Source organism: Ideonella sp. BN130291 (assembly GCF_036231905.1).
Classification (GTDB): domain Bacteria; phylum Pseudomonadota; class Gammaproteobacteria; order Burkholderiales; family Burkholderiaceae_C; genus CAMLIZ01.
The window spans coordinates 253608-270122 of record NZ_JAZARE010000008.1 but is presented as its reverse complement, the minus strand read 5'-3'; the positions used below and the strand labels follow the sequence as shown (position 1 = coordinate 270122).

Annotated in this window: 19 protein-coding genes; 8 read left to right on the top strand and 11 right to left on the bottom strand. The window is 69.7% G+C overall.

Annotation, left to right across the window (positions count from 1 at the left end; translation table 11 throughout):
- The first annotated feature begins 58 nt into the window (after window positions 1–58).
- The 6 genes from VPH43_RS18735 to tolA are packed head-to-tail and all read left to right on the top strand — an operon-like array spanning window position 59 to window position 4554.
- Complete coding sequence (locus VPH43_RS18735; protein ID WP_328579258.1) at window positions 59–1663, top strand: serine/threonine-protein kinase; 1605 nt, start codon at window positions 59–61, stop codon at window positions 1661–1663.
- Entirely contained in the window at window positions 1660–2070 is a 411-nt protein-coding gene (locus VPH43_RS18730; protein ID WP_328579257.1) for a TssQ family T6SS-associated lipoprotein, read from the top strand. Before VPH43_RS18735 ends, VPH43_RS18730 begins: the two co-directional genes overlap by 4 nt.
- A gap of 55 nt (window positions 2071–2125) precedes the next feature.
- Window positions 2126–2542 carry a tol-pal system-associated acyl-CoA thioesterase gene (gene ybgC, locus VPH43_RS18725; RefSeq protein ID WP_328579256.1) on the top strand — a complete coding sequence of 139 codons (417 nt, stop codon included), beginning with the start codon at window positions 2126–2128 and terminating at the stop codon, window positions 2540–2542.
- Window positions 2539–3240 carry a protein TolQ gene (gene tolQ, locus VPH43_RS18720; RefSeq protein ID WP_328579255.1) on the top strand — a complete coding sequence of 234 codons (702 nt, stop codon included), beginning with the start codon at window positions 2539–2541 and terminating at the stop codon, window positions 3238–3240. Before ybgC ends, tolQ begins: the two co-directional genes overlap by 4 nt.
- 14 nt (window positions 3241–3254) lie before the next feature.
- Window positions 3255–3683, top strand: coding sequence for a protein TolR (gene tolR / locus VPH43_RS18715; RefSeq protein ID WP_328579254.1), 429 nt, complete (start codon window positions 3255–3257; stop codon window positions 3681–3683).
- Window positions 3684–3687: 4 nt separating this feature from the next.
- A complete protein-coding gene (gene tolA / locus VPH43_RS18710; protein ID WP_328579253.1) occupies window positions 3688–4554 on the top strand; it encodes a cell envelope integrity protein TolA in 867 nt (288 codons plus the stop codon).
- A 12-nt stretch (window positions 4555–4566) separates the two neighbouring features.
- On the opposite strand, the gene VPH43_RS18705 is transcribed toward tolA, so the two are convergent.
- The 5 genes from VPH43_RS18705 to VPH43_RS18685 all read right to left on the bottom strand — a co-directional run bounded on the left by VPH43_RS18705 (window position 4567) and on the right by VPH43_RS18685 (window position 7918).
- Window positions 4567–5301, bottom strand: a complete 735-nt coding sequence (locus tag VPH43_RS18705; RefSeq protein WP_328579252.1) for a DUF3047 domain-containing protein — start codon at window positions 5299–5301, stop codon at window positions 4567–4569.
- Between the two features lie 51 nt (window positions 5302–5352).
- Window positions 5353–5844, bottom strand: a complete 492-nt coding sequence (locus VPH43_RS18700; protein ID WP_328579251.1) for a DoxX family protein — start codon at window positions 5842–5844, stop codon at window positions 5353–5355.
- Between the two features lie 55 nt (window positions 5845–5899).
- Entirely contained in the window at window positions 5900–6700 is an 801-nt protein-coding gene (locus VPH43_RS18695) for an HvfC/BufC family peptide modification chaperone (protein ID WP_328579250.1), read from the bottom strand.
- 2 nt (window positions 6701–6702) lie between these two features.
- Entirely contained in the window at window positions 6703–7554 is an 852-nt protein-coding gene (gene bufB, locus VPH43_RS18690; protein WP_328579249.1) for an MNIO family bufferin maturase, read from the bottom strand.
- Window positions 7555–7624: 70 nt separating this feature from the next.
- Complete coding sequence (locus VPH43_RS18685; protein WP_328579248.1) at window positions 7625–7918, bottom strand: BufA1 family periplasmic bufferin-type metallophore; 294 nt, start codon at window positions 7916–7918, stop codon at window positions 7625–7627.
- Between the two features lie 97 nt (window positions 7919–8015).
- Between VPH43_RS18685 and VPH43_RS18680 the strand changes: the two genes are divergently transcribed.
- Window positions 8016–8597: a sigma-70 family RNA polymerase sigma factor gene (locus tag VPH43_RS18680; protein WP_328579247.1), complete on the top strand. Its 582-nt coding sequence runs from the start codon at window positions 8016–8018 to the stop codon at window positions 8595–8597.
- Window positions 8594–8836, top strand: a complete 243-nt coding sequence (locus VPH43_RS18675) for a zf-HC2 domain-containing protein (RefSeq protein ID WP_328579246.1) — start codon at window positions 8594–8596, stop codon at window positions 8834–8836. The genes VPH43_RS18680 and VPH43_RS18675 overlap by 4 nt, the downstream gene beginning before the upstream one ends.
- A gap of 22 nt (window positions 8837–8858) precedes the next feature.
- Here VPH43_RS18675 and VPH43_RS18670 read toward each other — a convergent pair whose 3' ends face one another.
- From VPH43_RS18670 to VPH43_RS18645, 6 genes are all read right to left on the bottom strand, one after another.
- Window positions 8859–9776, bottom strand: a complete 918-nt coding sequence (locus VPH43_RS18670; RefSeq protein WP_328579245.1) for an esterase/lipase family protein — start codon at window positions 9774–9776, stop codon at window positions 8859–8861.
- Between the two features lie 20 nt (window positions 9777–9796).
- Entirely contained in the window at window positions 9797–10696 is a 900-nt protein-coding gene (locus tag VPH43_RS18665) for a lipase chaperone (RefSeq protein WP_328579244.1), read from the bottom strand.
- Window positions 10697–10819: 123 nt separating this feature from the next.
- Window positions 10820–11611: a hypothetical protein gene (locus VPH43_RS18660; protein ID WP_328579243.1), complete on the bottom strand. Its 792-nt coding sequence runs from the start codon at window positions 11609–11611 to the stop codon at window positions 10820–10822.
- A complete protein-coding gene (gene pcp / locus VPH43_RS18655; protein ID WP_328579242.1) occupies window positions 11611–12264 on the bottom strand; it encodes a pyroglutamyl-peptidase I in 654 nt (217 codons plus the stop codon). The genes VPH43_RS18660 and pcp overlap by 1 nt, the downstream gene beginning before the upstream one ends.
- A complete protein-coding gene (locus tag VPH43_RS18650; RefSeq protein WP_328579241.1) occupies window positions 12246–12833 on the bottom strand; it encodes a nuclear transport factor 2 family protein in 588 nt (195 codons plus the stop codon). The genes pcp and VPH43_RS18650 overlap by 19 nt, the downstream gene beginning before the upstream one ends.
- A 4-nt stretch (window positions 12834–12837) precedes the next feature.
- Window positions 12838–16500 carry a hydantoinase B/oxoprolinase family protein gene (locus VPH43_RS18645; RefSeq protein WP_328579240.1) on the bottom strand — a complete coding sequence of 1221 codons (3663 nt, stop codon included), beginning with the start codon at window positions 16498–16500 and terminating at the stop codon, window positions 12838–12840.
- Window positions 16501–16515 lie beyond the last annotated feature (15 nt).

The following is a 16515-nucleotide window of genomic DNA, read 5'->3' as shown; positions in this document are numbered from 1 at the left end:
CCTTTGACCCGGCTATTTGGCTCGTACGTTCCTTCGCGCCGCGCTTAAGCTGCCCGGCGTGAAGCTGCCTGCTTTCATCTCCCGCAAACCGGGCGCCAATGAGGCGTCCGACTCGACCTTTGCCGCCACGGTGGCCGAGGACCCGGCCGCCAACGACAGCGGCACCGACGACATCATCCTCAACGACGCGCCGCCCCCGGACGACCGGCCGTTCGAGGAGTTGCCCACCATCGGCCACATCGGGCGCTATGCGCTGAAGTACCGCTTGGGCGAAGGGGGCCTGGGCACGGTGTACGCCGCGCTGGACCCGCTGCTGTCACGCCCGATCGCGGTGAAGATGCTGCATGTGGAGGTGGCGCCGGAACACCGCGCCGCGCTGGAAGCCAGCTTCCTGCAGGAGGCGCGTGCCGCGGCCGGCCTGAACCATCCGCACATCGTGACGGTGCATGACGCCGGCACCAGCGACCAGGGCCTGTACATCGCGATGGAGCGCCTGAAGGGCGCCGACCTGCGGCAGATCCTGCAGGGCGGCTGGAAGCCCACCCACCACCAGGCGGCCACCATCATCCGCCGCGTGGCCGACGCGCTGGCCTACGCCCACGACAAGGGCGTGGTGCACTGCGACGTGAAGCCGGCCAACATCTTCATGGTCAGTCGCACCTCGCCCAAGGTGCTGGACTTCGGCATCGCCCATGTGGCCAAGGGCTCCAGTGACAACGCGCAGGCCGCTCTTGCCGCCGGCTCGCCCTGCTACATGGCGCCCGAGCAGCTGCGCGGCGAGCCGCTGGACCGGCGTTGCGACGTGTATGCGCTGGGCGCGGTGCTCTACGAGCTGCTGAGCGGCCGGCGCGCCTTCACTGGCAGTTCGCTGGAAGAGGTGGTGGAGGCGGCGCTGAACCAGGACCCGGCGCCGTTGCAGGAGATCAGCCCCGACACACCCGCCACGCTGGCTGCGATCGCGCACCGGGCGCTGGCCAAGGACCCGGCCCAGCGCTTCCGCTCTGCCCGCCAGCTGGCGCAGGCCCTGCGGCTGTGGATGGCGGAACACCCTGCCAAGCGCAGCGGCCCGGCGCGCCGCACCGGCCTGCGCTGGGAGCACCTGGCCGCTGGCGCCACGGTGCTGGGCGGCCTGGGCATCGCGCTCGCGGTGTGGTGGCCGGGCAGCGCCTCCGAAGAAGCGCCTGCAGTTGTCGCGGAAGCGCCCGCGGCCAGCGCGGCCGTGTTTGAACCGGCAGCCTCGGCGGTCGCGCCGGCCGCGTCCGCCACCGAAGCTGCCGCGTCGGCTGCGCTGCCTGCCAGCGCGGTGCCAGAGGCCGGCGCCGCGTCCCAGCCGGCCGCGACCGCAGCCCTTGAAGTGGCGGCCGCGGCCAGCAAGCCGGCGGCGCCGCGTGAACGCAAGGCCAAGGAAAAGTTGGACCGCCGCGTGCAGCCCAGCGTGCCGGCTGCCACCGCCACCGGCGTGCTGCAGCTCGCGGTCAGCCCCTGGGGCGAGGTGGAGGTCGATGGTGCGGCCGCCGGCACGGTGCCGCCGCTCACCCGGCTCAACCTGAGCGAGGGAACGCATACCATCACGGTCCGCAACGCCGACTTCCCGCCCTTCACCACCACGGTGAAAATCACCGCCGACCAGCCCGCCACGCTGAAACACCGCTTCGGATCATGACCTCGCTCCTGCCCCTGCGCCGCCTTCCGCTGCTTGCCGCCTTGCTCACGGGCTCGCTGCTGGTCGCCTGCGTGGAAGCGCCCAAGCAGCCGCAGGGCCTGGCGGACGTGATGGAGCGCCCGGCCGAGAAGGCGCTGCTGGCCGGCATCCGCGCCTACGACGACGCCCAGTACACCGACGCGGAGCAGTCGCTCGGCAAGGCCCTGGCCGCCGGGCTGGCCAGCCCCAAGGACCGCGCCACCGCCAACAAGCTGCTGGCCTTCATCTACTGCACCAGCAACCGGGTGCCGGCCTGTGAACAGGCCTTCCGCGCCGCGCGCCAGGCCGACCCGGCCTTCGTGCTCACCCGGTCGGAAGCCGGCCACCCGCTCTGGGGCCCGGTCTACAAGCGCGTCGTGCCGCAGTGAACATGTAACGGGCGGAACCCTCCGTCCCGCATAATCGGTGGCTGCTCTGCCACCGATGACTCACGATCCCACCGCTTCCGTCCAGCACCGCCATCGTGTGCGGGTGTACTGGGAAGACACCGACGCCGGCGGCGTGGTGTTCTACGCCAACTACCTCAAGTTCTTCGAACGCGCCCGCACCGAATGGCTGCGCGGCCTGGGTTTCAGCCAGGAGCGCCTGAGAACCGAAGAAGGCGTGATGTTCGTGGTGAGCCGCACCGAAGTGAACTACCTGCGCCCCGCCCGGCTGGACGACGAACTGGAGCTCACCGTGAGCGTGCGCCATGCCGGCCGTGCGTCCATGACCATCGCGCAGCAGGCCTGGTGCCAGCAGGCCCTGCTGGCCGAAGGCGAGATCCGCATCGGCTGCGTGGACGCCGGAACCTTCCGGCCGCAGCGCATTCCCAGCCCCATCCTCGAACGCATCGCATGAACCAGGACTTTTCCATCGTCACTCTCGTGCTGCACGCCAGCTTCGTCGTGCAGCTGGTGATGGCGGGCCTGATGCTCACCTCGCTGGTGAGCTGGACCGTCATCTTCGGCAAGCTGTTCGGCCTGAAGCGCGTGCGCGGCATGAACGACGACTTCGAGCGCGAGTTCTGGTCCGGCAAGAACCTGGCGGACCTGCACCAGGCCGCGGCCACCAAGGAAAAGAGCTCGCCGATGGAGCGCATCTTCGCCAGCGGCATGCGCGAGTTCATGAAGCTGCGCGAGCGCCGGCTGGACGGCGGTGCGCAACTGGACGGCGCCCGCCGTGCGATGCGTGCCAGCTTCCAGCGCGAGCTGGACACCATCGAGTCGCACTTGAGCTTCCTCGGCACCGTGGGCTCGATCAGCCCGTACATCGGCCTGTTCGGCACGGTGTGGGGGATCATGCATGCCTTCGTGGGCCTGTCCAACATGCAGCAGGTGACGCTGGCCACGGTGGCGCCCGGCATCGCGGAGGCGCTGGTGGCCACTGCGATCGGCCTGTTCGCCGCGATTCCGGCGGTGATCGCCTACAACCGCTTCGCGCGCGACATCGACCGCATCGCGATCCAGCTGGAGACCTTCATCGAGGAGTTCTCCAACATCCTGCAGCGCAACGCGGCGGTGGGCCCGGTACCCCAGCCGGCGACCGGCACGCGCTGAACCGGGAGCTCCACATGCCTGCAGTTGCGCACCGGGGCGGAGGACGCCGCCGCACCATCAACGAGATCAACATGGTGCCCTTCATCGACGTGATGCTGGTGCTGCTGATCATCTTCATGGCCACGGCACCGCTGATCACCACCGGCGTGGTGGACCTGCCCAGCGTGGGCAAGGCCAAGCAGAAGCCCACCAGCGTGATCGAGATCGTGATCGGCACCGACGAGAAGCTCAAGCTCAAGCGTGACGGGCAGACCGAGGCCAGCGCGGTCACCCTGGCCCAGGTGGCCTCGCGGGTGAAGAGCGCCCAGGCTGGCAGCGACGACACGCCCGTGGTCATCTCGGCCGACCGCAACGTCAAGTACGACAGCGTCGTGAAGGTGATGGACACCCTTCAGCGCAACGGCGTACAGCGCGTGGGCCTGTCGGTCAAACAAGGCAGCTGAACCCATGACGGTGGCCATCGTGCGCCGCGAGGCCGTGCTGCTGCCGCAGCGCGAGGACGGCCTGGGCGCGGGCGCCCTCGTCGCGCTGCTGGTGCATGTGCTGCTGGTGCTGGGCCTGGCGTTCGGTGTGAACTGGCATGCCAGCGAGCCCGAAGGCGTGACTGCCGAGCTGTGGGCCGCCGTGCCGCAAGTCGCCGCGCCGCCGGCGGCCGAACCACCGCCGCCGCCCGAGCCGGTGAAGGCCGAGCCGGTGAAACCGGCACCGCGGGTGGTGAAGGAGGAGCCAGTGCCGCAGAAGGCCCAGCGTGACGCCGAGATTGCGATCGAAAAAGCCAAGCGCGAAAAGGAAAAGGCGCGCGAGGCGGAAGAGGAACGCAAGCAGGCCGAGCGCGAGAAGGCGCTGAAGGAAAAAGCCGAGAAGGACAAGCTGGCCAAGGCCAAGGCGGACGCCGAGGCCGACAAGCGCAAGAAGCAGGAAGAAGACGCGCGCCAGGCCAAGCTGCGCGAGCAGCTGCGCCAGCAGCAGCTCGAACGCATCATGGGCCAGGTGGGCGGCACTGGCACGCCTACCTCGGCCGGCACCGCGGCCCGCGACGCCGGGCCGTCCGCCAGCTATGCGGGCAAGGTGCGGGCCGCGATCGAACCGAGGATCACCTGGATCCACACCACCGAGGGGAACCCAGTGGCCGAAGTGCTGGTGCGTGCGGCGCTGGACGGCACCATCATGAGCCGCAAGATCACCAAGAGCAGCGGCAACACCGACTGGGACGACGCGGTGCTCGATGCGATCGACAAGACCGGCCGCCTGCCGCGCGACGAGGACGGCCGGGTGCCCTCGGCCATCATCATCAGCTTCCGGCCCAAGGGCTGAAGCACTGCGCCTTCACGGCACCAGCTGCAACGGCCCCACGTGCGCCAGGCTGTGGCTCTGGGTGTTGTCGGCATCCCCACCCACCAGCACGCCCATGATCGGCGGCACCGTGTCGGCCTCGTCACCGAACAGGCGCTTGAAGTCGGCCGCCAGGTCGCGGGTTTCGCTCACCCACTGGTGCAGCGGGGTTTCAGCGCCGCGCAGCACCAGCATGCGGATGCGGCCGGTGTACGGGCTGTGCAGCGCGGTGCCTGGTGCCAGCTTCTGGTCCCAGATGTAGCACACGGTGGCCCCGGGCACCGGCTCGCCGCCGCGGGCCAAGAGCATCATCGCGCGGTCGGCCAGGGGTACCTTGTCCAAAGGCATGTCGAACAGCACGCACACCCGCACCGCCACGTCCTCGCCGCTGCGATGGTGCAGGTCGGCCAGCAGGTTGGGCTCGTCCATGGTCCAGCGCCAGCTGAGGTGGCGCAGCTGGCTGGCGGCCAGCGGATGCAGCAGGTTGCCGTAGGAGCGGTCGGCCTCCACCCGCAGCGCCGGCGTGCCGGCCACCGGCTCCACCGCGAAACGCGTGAAGGGCTTGCTCTGGTGCGGCAGGCCGCTCACATGCCAGGGCGCCGGCGGGTGGGAATCCTGCGTTGCCGACCAGGGTGTGAGCGCGTCGGCGGCATGGGCGCATGCGGCCAGCGCGAGCAGCACGGCGGCCAGCGTGCCGCGCTGGTGAGCAGGGAGGTCGATGCGATCCATGGGGCGTGTGTGCAGTCCGGTCGCATCATGCACGCACCGGGCGCGCCGCGCTCACGCCGGGCGGGTATGAGGCGCGCCCGCCTCGCCGAAGCGGCCCCGGAAGCGCTCGCCCAGCAGGCCATCCACCGACCAGCGGCCGGGGCCCCACAGCAGCAACCCCAGCAGCAGGCTGCCCCAGAACACATGCTGCTGCAAAGCGGCCTCGGTAATGTCCGGCAGGCTGAGCGCGGCCACGATATTCAGCACCGTGAGCCCTGCGGCGGCAAAGCGCCCGAACAGGCCCAGCACCAGCAGCACCGGCAGCACCAGCTCCCCACCGGTGCCCATGAAGGCCGCCAGCGCGGGCGGCAGCAGCGGCACCTTGTATTCGTCGGTGAACAAGGCGATGGTCGTGTCCCAGTCGCGGATCTTGGTGAGGCCGGAGAGGAAGAACACCTGAGCGACATACAGGCGCGCGGCCAGCTGGGCCAGCGGCTGCAGCGCCTCCAGCAGCGAGACGATGCGAGCCCGGGCATGGTGCGCGCGCTGCAGCAAGGAGTTCATGGGTTGTCCTCGATTGGTGTGAATGTGCAGCTAGTCGCGCCAGGCCGCGGTGGCCTTACAGCGGCTGCACACCGAGCACCCAGGCACATTGCAGCGCCTGCAGCAGCCAGGGCTCGAAAGCGAACGCATCCCCGGCCCGCGTGAGCGCATCAGCCAGGCTGCGGCCCGCCAGCAAGGCGTCGCACCAGCGTGCCTGCGCGTCATCGATCGCCTGCACACGGGCCTTCCAGCCCTGTCGCCACACCAGCGCGTTGTCGGCCTGCCCTTCGGCCAGCGCGGCGCGTGCAGCCTCCACGGCCTCAGGTTCCGTGCCCTGGTGCGCCTGCCACACCTGCACCACCGGATAGCGCGAGCGCAGCAGCGCGAAGCCGGGTGCGAGCCGCAAGCGCAAACCGGCGGGATCGGTGTCGGCCAGCAGGGTGAAGCTGTGCGGTTCGGCGGGCACGTCGGCGGCGGCTTCGGCTTGGGCCAGCAAGGCGTCCAGGCGGGCGCTGTCACCCAGGTACGGCACGTCGGCCAGCTGTGGGTCCGCCTCGATGAAACCTGGCAGCGACGCCCCAAAGCAGGCAAGGTCGCCGCGCTCGGGCGGCAGCGCGCGCCAGCGGGCGCGGGCCAGGCCGGCGAAGGCCTCCTCGCCGACCAAGGCCCGAACGGTCGGGAAAGACGCGGCCAGCGCACGCTCCGCACTGGCGCCCGCATTCGCGGCATAGGCACGCAAGCCGCGCCCGGTGAGCGCAGCGTCCGGCTCACGCAGCCATCCGGCCAGGGCTTGCTGCGCGCGCGCCTGGGGCTGCCACAGCGCCTGCAGCAAGGCCTGCTGGCGCCGGTGCTCACGCTCCAACGCGTCGTCGCTCATGGTCACGCGCCGCACGCGTTGATCGACAGCGCCTCGGCCGCCGCCTGCTGCGCCAGTGCCGCTTCATCGAGCAGCACCTGCAACGCGGGCACGCCGGTGTCCCATTCGATCAGCGTGGGCACTGCGCCCAGGCGGGCGACCGCATGCCGGTACACCTGCCACACGGGTGCATGCACCCGGCTGCCGTGGTCATCGATGACGATCTCGCCATCGTCGTGGTAGCCGGCGAGGTGGATCTCGCCCACCGCCGGCGCGTCGACCGCGTCCACGAAGGCGCAGGCCGAGGCCACCGGATCGGCAGCGGCGTTGAGCGCATTGACCACCAGGTTGTTCACGTCCAGCAGCAGCCCGCAGCCGGTGCGGCAGGCGAGCTGGTTGAGGAAATCGGCCTCCGCCAGCGTGTCGTCGGCCCAGGCCACATAGGCCGAGAGGTTCTCGACCAGGATGGGGCGTTGCAGCCGGTCCTGCACGCGCGACACATTGGCCGCCATGATGGCCAGGCTGGCCTCGTTGAAGGCCACCGGCAGCAGGTCATTGGCATGCACCACCGGCCCGCCGTCATGCAGGGGCGCGCGGGCAAAGCAGGCATGGTCGCTCACCTGGCAGGGTTGCACCCGGGCCACCAGCGCGGCCAGCTTGTCCAGGTGCCACGGGTCCAGGCCGGCCGCGGAGCCCAGCGCCAAGCCCACGCCGTGCAGGCTCACCGGGTAGTGCTCGCGCGCCTGCTGCAGCACCGCCAGCGCCGCGCCGCCCTCGGCAAAGAAGTTCTCGGAGTGCACTTCCAGGAAGGCCAGCGGCGGACGGCCTTCGAGCAGCTCACCGTAGTGCGGCTGCCGCAAGCCGATGCCCGCCATCGGACCTGCCGTTGCGAGCCCGCCCCCGCCGGGCGGGCGCCTTGCGCCGTCCGTGGGGGCCGGCATCTCGTCAGCCCTTCTTCTTGGTGTCGGCGAGCTTCGCCTTGGCCTCTTCGGCGGTCAGGCCGTTCATGGTCTTGCAGGTGCCCTTGGCCACGTACTTCCAGTCGTTGGCGTCCATGTCGGCCTTGGTCTGGCCGGCGCAGGAGTGGGTGCCCGACAGGTTGGCGCAATCGTTCTGCCCGGCCTTGGCAATGCCGTAGCACTTTTCCTTGCCCTTCTCGTCCGCGGCGGCGGCGGTGTTCAGCAGGCCGAGGGCCAGTGCGGACGCGAGGGCGGAAGAAACGATGAGGCGTTGGTTCATGGATCAGTCTCCAGGGTGGATGATGGTGGACGGCTCGGTGGCCGGCCTTGCGGCAGGGGTGAGTCGGCGCCGCTTCACAGTCCTTACACTCGCGCCTGTGTCCGCCTCGCCTTCCACCCCGGATTTTGCGCGCCAAGTCGAAAGCCTGCGGCCGCAATTGCTTCGTTTTGCACGCACCCAGCTGCGCAACGACGCCTGGGCGGAGGACGCGGTGTCCGACACCCTGCTCGCCGCGCTGGAGAAGCCGCAGTCCTTTGCCGGACAGTCGCAGCTGAAGACCTGGCTGGTGGGCATCCTCAAGCACAAGGTGGTGGACCAGCTGCGCCGCCACAGCCGCGAGGCCATCGTGCTGGTGGGCGAGGACGGCGAGGACATTGCGGACCTCTTGTTCGAGCCAGGCGGCCACTTCCGCCAGATCCCCGAGGACTGGGGCAGCCCGGAGGCGGCCTGCGGCCAGCGCCAGTTCTTCGAGGTGCTGGAGGCCTGCATGGAACACCTGCCGCCCGCGCAGGGCCGGGTGTTCATGATGCGGGAATGGCTGGAGCTGGACACCGACGAGATCTGTAAGGAACTGTCGATCAGCGCGACCAACCTGTGGGTCATGCTGCACAGGGCACGGCTCCGCCTGCGGGAATGCCTGCAGGTGCACTGGTTCAGCGCGGCAACGAGGCAGCGATGAGCTACTGGATCAGAAAGCTGTATGCCATGCGTGTGTGGCCCCGCCGTACCTGCCGCCAGGTGACCGAGATGGTGCTCCGCAACGAGGACCAGGCGCTGCGCTGGCACGAGCGCGTGGCCGTGCGGCTGCACATGCAGATCTGCGTCGCCTGCCCGCGCTTCCTCAAGCAGGTGCAGTTCATGCGCGAGGCGACGGGCCGCTGGCGGCGTTATGCCGAGGGCGGGGACGAGGCGCCCTGAGCACGCCTCGCCTCCACCACTTTCACAAGCCGGCCGACTTCAGCCGGTTGGCCTGCGAGCGGAAGAACGCCACCGGGTCGGGCGCAAACAGCCCGCGCAGCCCGAAGGCTTGGTTCACCTCGTCGAGGTGGTTCCACGGGTAGTCGTCGCGCAGCACCACGCCCCAGTGCGAAGAGCATTTGCTCACCAGCCCGTCGTTGGGCTCGCTGCCGAAGTAGGTGGCGGTGAGCGCCAGCGCCGGGTCCGACAGGTCGAAGATGTTGGTCCACAACGAGGTGCCGCCCACCGAGTAGTAGCGCACGCCGTTGGCCGTGGCCGGCCCCTGCCCGCAGCTGCTGGTGGGCGCGCCGGCGCCGTACTTGGCGTTGAAGGCCTGCGCTCCCGGCGTGTCCAGCGACTCCAGCGCGGCCAGTGAATCCTGCGGCAGGCTGGGCGCACCGGACACCCAGCTGATGAAGCTGGCCAGCGCGTCCACGATGGAAGCGATGAACTGGGTGGTGCCGGTGTTGGCGGCGTCACGCTTGATGCCGTCGGCCACCTTGCTGCCCTGGTGCGGCGTGCCGACCGTGGTGACCGAGGCCACCAGCTCCGGCGCCACCGCGGCCACGTAGCGCACGGTGAAACCACCATGGCTGTGGCCGATCAGGTTGAACTTGGTGTAGCCGTAGGCGGCCTTGAGCTGGCGCAGCTCGGCCAGCAGCTGCTCGCCGCGGACCTCGCTCGAATTGGCGGCCGACTCCTGCGACACGAACACCTTGGCGCCGCCCGCGCTCAGCGCCGACGGAATGCCGTACCAGTAGTTCACCGGCCCGATGGCGTCGAAGCCGAGCAGCCCGTGCACCAGCACGATGGGGTAGCGGGTCTGGGTGTAGGTGTCCGCACGCGCGGCCGGCGCGAGCAGCAGGCACAAGCACAGTGCCAGGAACAGTCGTTTCAGCATGCTGGGGTCTCCTTGGTCGTTCACGAGGTGGGTGAAAGCTGCAGCAGCGCCCGCACACGCACCGCCTCCTGGGCATCGAACTGCTGTGTGATCAGGCGTTCGAGCGCCTGCTGTCGCTGCAGGTCGGACAACTCGGGTGCCGCCTGCAGCGCACGGGCTTCACGCTGCGCCAGCGCCAGGCGACGCCGCCAGTCGGCCCAGGCAGCGTCTTCCTGCTGCAGGCGGGCGAGCGCAGCCGGGTCGAGCCGCGTTCGGTCGATGCGGGTGCTGTGGACTGGAGGCACCGCGGCGGCATCGCGTGGCGCGGCCTGCAGCAAGGCCTGCAACTGCGCCTGCTCCTCGGCAAAAAAGGCTTCGGTGAGCTGGGGCCCCAGGATGCGCTGGCGCAGCTGCTCGCGCTCGGCCAGCGCGGCCAGCCAGGCTTGCCGGTCCTTGCTGTTCGCGGCGGTCCTCAAGGGCGTGCGCTGCAGCGCGAGATAGCGCTGCCAGGCGTCGAGCACCGCGGCCGCGCCGGGCGCACCCACGAGATCGCGCACCTCGTGTTCGATGTAGGCGGTGATCTCGTCGACCGGCGCCTCGCCGGCCAGCGTGAGCAGCTGGTCGAAGCGGCGGCGCAATGCAAGCGTGGGTTGAAAGCGGCCCTGGCCATCGACATCCCAGCTGCCGTCCAGCTCGGCCATGCCGCGCAGGGAGCTCTGCTCTTCGAGCCAGCGCGTGAACTGCGCCGGGCCGCGCAAGCCGGCCTGCTGGGAGGCCGGTGTGGGCGCCAGCAGCGCAGGTGCGACGGGCGCCGCCGCAGCCAGCGGCGCGGCCGTGGCGCCCATGCGGGTGTCGTCCACCGGCGCCAGCCACCACCAGGCGGCCGTGACCGCCGCGGTGCCCATCAACGCCAACCCGCTCGTGGTTGCGATTCGCGCCATCGCCAGCCCCTTTGAAGCCATGCAGGGGCGCTATTTGGGACGATCGTTTCGTGAGGCGGATCAGGGTGATCCCGGGCCGGGATCACGCGGTCATCAGTCTGGCTTCAGCGGTCAGACGGGGGTTCAGGCCACCGGCGGCAGGCCTGCTGATTGCCTGCGGCGCGCGCGTTGATTCAGTTGGTAAAGCGATAGCGCGGTGAGCAATGCGGCCAACCAGGCGAGGCCATAGGCCAGCCCCGGATGCAGCGCGCCCAGGCCGGCATGCAGGGCGACGAAGAAGGCGGCAAAGCCGAGCAGCCCGCGCACAAACCCGCGCAGCAGGGCCACCGTGGCAGCCGGGCCGTGCTGGGCCTGCGTGAAGCAGGGCAGCACATTGCCGGTGATGGGCAGCGCCAGCAGCAGGCCGCTCACGCCCGCTGCCGCCACCCCGGCGCTGCGCATGATGAGCCAGGCCATGGCCACCGCGCCCACCACCCGGCAGGCCAGCTCCACGCGCGGAATGTGTGCGATGGACGCCGTCAGCGCGAGCTGCGGCATCAGCGCCTGCCCCGCCGCCGGTGTGACCAGCGCGAGCGCAAACACCACTGGCGCATTCGCGTCCAGGCGCACCAGCAACAGGCCCACCAGCACAAAGGCCGCATTGGCCGCCACGAAGGCCGCCCACCAGCGCCAGCGTGTCGCGCTCCAGGCAAACACCAGCATGTGAACGATGGTGGCCGGCAGGCACACCAGCGTGGCCAATGCGATCGCGCGCGCCTGGCCGGCCGGTGCCTGCAGCAGCACGAAGCCCATGATGGGGCCGGCGATCATCGGCATGCCGGCAATCGTGCCGCCCACCGCATGGCCGAAGCGGCGTGCTCCCAGCGAGGCGAGCAGCACCGACATGGCGACCAGTGCCAGCTTGAGGGGCAGCATCAATCGATCGTGCCGCCGCCGGTGCGCAGGTCCACCGAGGTGCGCAGGCTCACCTGCACGGCGATCTGCACCGCCTGCACCATCGTCACCAGCGGCATGCCGGGCCGCGGGCCCAGCGCAGCGGTTTGCTGCGGCAGGCAGGGCAAGTGGATGAAACCGCCGCGCACACCGGTGTGGCGTGTGGCCAGCGCATGCGCCAGGCCATAGAAGACATGGTTGCAGACAAAGGTGCCCGCGGTCTGCGACACCGAGGCCGGGATGCCGGCCTGCTGCAGCGCCACGACGATCGCCTTGATCGGCAGGCTGGAGAAATAGGCCGCCGGGCCACCGGGCACCACCGGCAGGTCGATCGGCTGCGCACCGGCGTTGTCGGGAATGCGGGCGTCGTCGATGTTGATCGCCACCCGCTCCACCGTCACCTCGTCGCGGCTGGCCGCCTGGCCGAGCGCGATCACCAGCTGCGGCTGCTCGCGCCGCAGCGCCTGCTCCAGCACGGCGATGGCCTGGCCGAAGACGCAAGGCAGCAGCTGCACCACCAAACTCGCGTCGCCGGCCGGACGCCACGGCGCCAACTGCGCCAGCACCTGCGCCGACGGATTGACCGCCTCGCCACCAAAGGGCTCGAAGCCGGTGATCAGGACACGCTGGTGCATGGCGCGGCAACGCTGCTGGCGCGGATGGCCTGCTGCAGCACGCGCTGCAGGCCGTCGATGCGCGGCGCGTGTTCGGCCAGCAGGCCAGGTTCGCACCAGGGGTAAGGCAGCCGGCTCAGCCAGCCGAAGACCTCCTCACCGCAGTGCGGCGGCAACAGCTCCATCGCCTCGATGGTGATGCGAAGGCCCTCCACCAGGCGCGGCGCGCCGGCCTGGAACTGCCACTCGTAGCGGCCCCAGCCCACGCGCAGTTCGCGGCTGGACTTGCTGGACATGCCCACCAGCCAGTCGCAGTTAAAGCGGTGCAGGGCTTCCTCGCCGGAGGGCCGCTGCAGGCAGAAGCTGTAGACGTTTTCGTAGTTGCACGCAAAGCGGCGCACCAGCACGTCGGTGATGGCCTCGCGGCCGCGTGCCCGCTCGGGAAAGACCATGGCGTCGGTCTTGACCACCATCTCCAGCGTGGCGTCGGACGCAAACACCTGCGCCATCAGGTGCGGGCGGTTGTCGTCCTTGGCGCGCAGGTAGGTCCTCACCCGCTCGGCCGCCACGGCAGCGTGCGACGCGCCCATGGCCTCAGCCCTGCCCGGGCGCGCCGTAGCCGCCACCGCCCGGTGTTTCAATCACGAACACATCACCCGGCGCCATGTCGGCCGAGCCGATGTGGCCGAGTGCCTCCACGCGGCCATCGGCCCGCTCCACCCGGTTGACACCCACCGCGCCCGCCGCGCCACCGGCCATGCCGAAGGCGCCATGGACCCGGCCGTTGCTCAGGATGGAAGCGGTCATGGTCTCCAGGAAGCGCACGCGCCGCACGCCGCCGTCACCGCCCTGCCACTGCCCTGCCCCGCCGGAGCCCTGGCGGATCTCGTAGCTCTCCAGGCGCACCGGGAAACGGAACTCCAGCACTTCGGGATCTGTGAGGCGGGAGTTGGTCATGTGGGTCTGCACGACGCTGGTGCCCTTGAAACCGCCCACCACCTGGCCTTGTTCGTCGATCAGCGCGCCGGCACCCGAGCCACCGGAGATGGTTTCGTAGTACTGGTAGCGCTGGTTGCCGAAGGTGAAGTTGTTCATGGTGCACTGGCTGGCCGCCATGACGCCGAGCGCGCCGTAGAGCGCATTGGTGATGCAGGTGGAGGTTTCCACATTGCCGGCCACCACCGAGGCGGGCGGGCGTGGGTTCAGCATGGAGCCTTCGGGGATGAGCACCTGCAGCGGCTTGAGGCAGCCCGCATTGAGCGGGATGTCGTCGTTGACCAGGGTGCGGAACACATAGAGTACCGCCGCCATGCACACCGCCGTGGGCGCGTTGAAGTTGTTCTCCAGCTGTGCCGACGTGCCGGTGAAGTCGATCACCGCGCTGCGCGCCGCCGCGTTCACCCGGATGGCCACCGTGATCTGCGCGCCGTTGTCCAGCGGCAGGGTGAACTGCCCGTCCTTCAGGCGCGTGATCACGCGGCGCACCGATTCCTCGGCGTTGTCCTGCACATGGCCCATGTAGGCCTGCACCACGTCCAGCCCGAACTGCGCCACCATCTTGCGCAGCTCCTGCACGCCCTTTTCATTGGCGGCGATCTGCGCCTTCAGGTCGGCGATGTTCTGCTCCGGGTTGCGCGAGGGGTAGTCGCCGCTCTTCAGCAGCGCCAGCATCTCGGCTTCGAGCAGGCGGCCGCGTTCGACCAGCTTCACGTTGTCCAGCTGCACGCCCTCCTCCTCGATGCGGGTGGAGAACGGCGGCATGGAGCCCGGCGTGGTGCCGCCCACGTCGGCATGGTGGCCGCGCGAGGCCACGTAGAAGAGGATCTCCTTGTCGTGCTCGTCGAACACGGGGGTCACGACCGTGATGTCGGGCAGGTGCGTGCCGCCGTGATACGGGTCGTTCAGCGTGTACACGTCACCCGGCTGCATGCGGCCCGCATTGCGCTGCATCACCGTCTTGATCGATTCGCTCATCGAGCCCAGGTGCACCGGCATGTGCGGCGCATTGGCGATCAGGTTGCCCTGGGCGTCGAACAGCGCACAGGAGAAGTCCAGCCGTTCCTTGATGTTCACCGAGTAAGCCGTGTTCTGCAGCTGCAGGCCCATCTGCTCGGCGATGTTCATGAAGAGGTTGTTGAACACCTCCAGCATCACCGGGTCCACGCTGGTGCCCACGGCCTTGCGCGCCTCGCGCGGTGCCACGCGCTGCAGCACCAGGTGGTCCAGGTCTGTCACGCGCGCCTGCCAGCCGGGCTCCACCACCGTGGTGGCGTTCTTCTCGGCAATGATGGCCGGGCCGGCGATCACATGGCCGGGCTTGGTGCGTTCGCGCACCACCAGGGCCGCGTCCCACCAGCGGCCGCCGCTGAACATCTTGACCGCCTCGGTCACCGGCGCCGGCACGTCCGGCAGCGCGGTGTAGCGCGGCTCGGCCGGTGCATCGCCGGCGGCCACGGCTTCCACCGACACCGCTTCCACCATCAGGCGCCGGCCGTCCATCAGGAAGGCGAAACGCTGGCGGTAGGCCGCCTCGAAGGCCGCACGCACCGCGGCGACGCTGCCGTCGCCATGGTTGACCACCAGGGCCGAGTCGGTGCCTTCGTAGCGCACATGGGCCCGCTTGATCACGCGCACCTCGCCGGCGCTGGTGCCCTGGCGGCGGATCTCCGCCAGCGCTTCATCAGCCAACGCGTCCAGGCGCTGGTGGATGCGGGGCAACGATTCCTCCGCCAGCGGCAGCTCGACCGCGGCCTCGCGCATCACGCTCTGGTCGGCCAGGCCCATGCCGTAGGCTGACAGAACGCCGGCCAGCGGGTGCACGAAGACGCGGTTCATGCCCAGCGCATCGGCCACGCGGCAGGCATGCTGCCCGCCCGCACCGCCAAAGCACTGCAAGGTGTAGCGCGTGACGTCGTAGCCGCGCGCCACCGAGATCTTCTTGATCGCGTTGGCCATGCTGCCCACCGCGATGTCGATGAAGCCTTCGGCCACCTCCTCCGGCGCACGCTTCACGCCGGTGGCCTTTTCGATGGCGCTGGCCATCTCACTGAACTTGCGCACCACGACCTCGCGGTCCAGCGCTTCGTTGGCAGCCTTGCCGAACACCTTGGGGAAGTGGGCCGGCTGGATCTTGCCCAGCATCACGTTGGCATCGGTCACGGCCAGCGGCCCGCCCCGGCGGTAACACGCCGGGCCAGGGTTCGCGCCCGCGCTCTCCGGGCCGGCACGGAAACGCGCGCCGTCGAAGCTCAGGATCGAGCCGCCGCCGGCCGCGACAGTGTGAATGCTCATCATCGGCGCGCGCATGCGCACGCCGGCCACCTGGGTTTCGAAGGCGCGTTCGAATTCGCCGGCGTAGTGCGACACATCGGTGGAGGTGCCGCCCATGTCGAAGCCGATCACCTGACCGAACTCGGCCAGTTCAGCGGTGCGCACCATGCCCACAATGCCGCCGGCCGGGCCGGACAGGATGGCGTCCTTGCCCTGAAAGGCATGGGCATCGGTCAGGCCGCCCGAGGACTGCATGAAGAACAGCTTCACCCCAGGCATCTCGCCGGCCACCTGCTCCACATAGCGGCGCAGGATGGGCGAGAGGTAGGCATCGACCACCGTGGTGTCGCCGCGGCTCACCAGCTTCATCAGCGGGCTGGTTTCGTGCGAGCTGCTCACCTGGGTGAAGCCGATGGCGCGCGCGATGCGCGCGGCGGCTTGTTCATGCTCGGTGAAACGGTAGCCGTGCATGAACACGATGGCCACGCTGCGGTAGCCCTCGTCATGCGCGGCCTGCAGCTGCGTGCGCAGGTGCGCCTCATCGAGGGGCTGCACCACGTCGCCATGCGCACCCACCCGCTCCTGCGCCTCGATCACCTGTGAATACAGCAGCTCCGGCAGCTGGATGTGGCGGTCGAACAGGCGCGGCCGGTCCTGGTAGGCGATGCGCAGCGCATCGCGGAAGCCGCGCGTGGTGACCAGCAGCGTCTTTTCGCCCTTGCGCTCCAGCAGCGCGTTGGTGGCCACCGTGGTGCCCATCTTCACGCATTCCACCTGCTCGGGCGTGATCGGCTCGCCGGCCTTCAGGCCCAGCAGGTGGCGGATGCCCGCCACGGCCGCGTCGCGGTATTGCTCGGGGTTTTCCGACAGCAGCTTGTGCGTGGTGAGCGTGCCGTCCGGCCGTTTGGCGACGATGTCGGTGAAGGTGCCGCCACGGTCGATCCAGAACTGCCAACGCTGGCTGCCTGCGGGTGCGTGTGTGTCCATGTGTCCTCAGGATAT

Excerpts from the sequence above, each read along its gene's own strand:
- VPH43_RS18730 (WP_328579257.1), top strand. The coding sequence starts at position 1,660 with ATGACCTCGCTCCTGCCCCTGCGCCGCCTTCCGCTGCTTGCCGCCTTG.
- ybgC (WP_328579256.1), top strand. The coding sequence starts at position 2,126 with ATGACTCACGATCCCACCGCTTCCGTCCAGCACCGCCATCGTGTGCGG.
- tolQ (WP_328579255.1), top strand. The coding sequence starts at position 2,539 with ATGAACCAGGACTTTTCCATCGTCACTCTCGTGCTGCACGCCAGCTTC.
- tolR (WP_328579254.1), top strand. The coding sequence starts at position 3,255 with ATGCCTGCAGTTGCGCACCGGGGCGGAGGACGCCGCCGCACCATCAAC.
- tolA (WP_328579253.1), top strand. The coding sequence starts at position 3,688 with ATGACGGTGGCCATCGTGCGCCGCGAGGCCGTGCTGCTGCCGCAGCGC.
- VPH43_RS18705 (WP_328579252.1), bottom strand. The coding sequence starts at position 5,301 with ATGGATCGCATCGACCTCCCTGCTCACCAGCGCGGCACGCTGGCCGCC.
- VPH43_RS18700 (WP_328579251.1), bottom strand. The coding sequence starts at position 5,844 with ATGAACTCCTTGCTGCAGCGCGCGCACCATGCCCGGGCTCGCATCGTC.
- VPH43_RS18695 (WP_328579250.1), bottom strand. The coding sequence starts at position 6,700 with ATGAGCGACGACGCGTTGGAGCGTGAGCACCGGCGCCAGCAGGCCTTG.
- bufB (WP_328579249.1), bottom strand. The coding sequence starts at position 7,554 with ATGGCGGGCATCGGCTTGCGGCAGCCGCACTACGGTGAGCTGCTCGAA.
- VPH43_RS18685 (WP_328579248.1), bottom strand. The coding sequence starts at position 7,918 with ATGAACCAACGCCTCATCGTTTCTTCCGCCCTCGCGTCCGCACTGGCC.
- VPH43_RS18675 (WP_328579246.1), top strand. The coding sequence starts at position 8,594 with ATGAGCTACTGGATCAGAAAGCTGTATGCCATGCGTGTGTGGCCCCGC.
- VPH43_RS18670 (WP_328579245.1), bottom strand. The coding sequence starts at position 9,776 with ATGCTGAAACGACTGTTCCTGGCACTGTGCTTGTGCCTGCTGCTCGCG.
- VPH43_RS18665 (WP_328579244.1), bottom strand. The coding sequence starts at position 10,696 with ATGGCGCGAATCGCAACCACGAGCGGGTTGGCGTTGATGGGCACCGCG.
- VPH43_RS18660 (WP_328579243.1), bottom strand. The coding sequence starts at position 11,611 with ATGCTGCCCCTCAAGCTGGCACTGGTCGCCATGTCGGTGCTGCTCGCC.
- pcp (WP_328579242.1), bottom strand. The coding sequence starts at position 12,264 with ATGCACCAGCGTGTCCTGATCACCGGCTTCGAGCCCTTTGGTGGCGAG.
- VPH43_RS18650 (WP_328579241.1), bottom strand. The coding sequence starts at position 12,833 with ATGGGCGCGTCGCACGCTGCCGTGGCGGCCGAGCGGGTGAGGACCTAC.
- VPH43_RS18645 (WP_328579240.1), bottom strand. The coding sequence starts at position 16,500 with ATGGACACACACGCACCCGCAGGCAGCCAGCGTTGGCAGTTCTGGATC.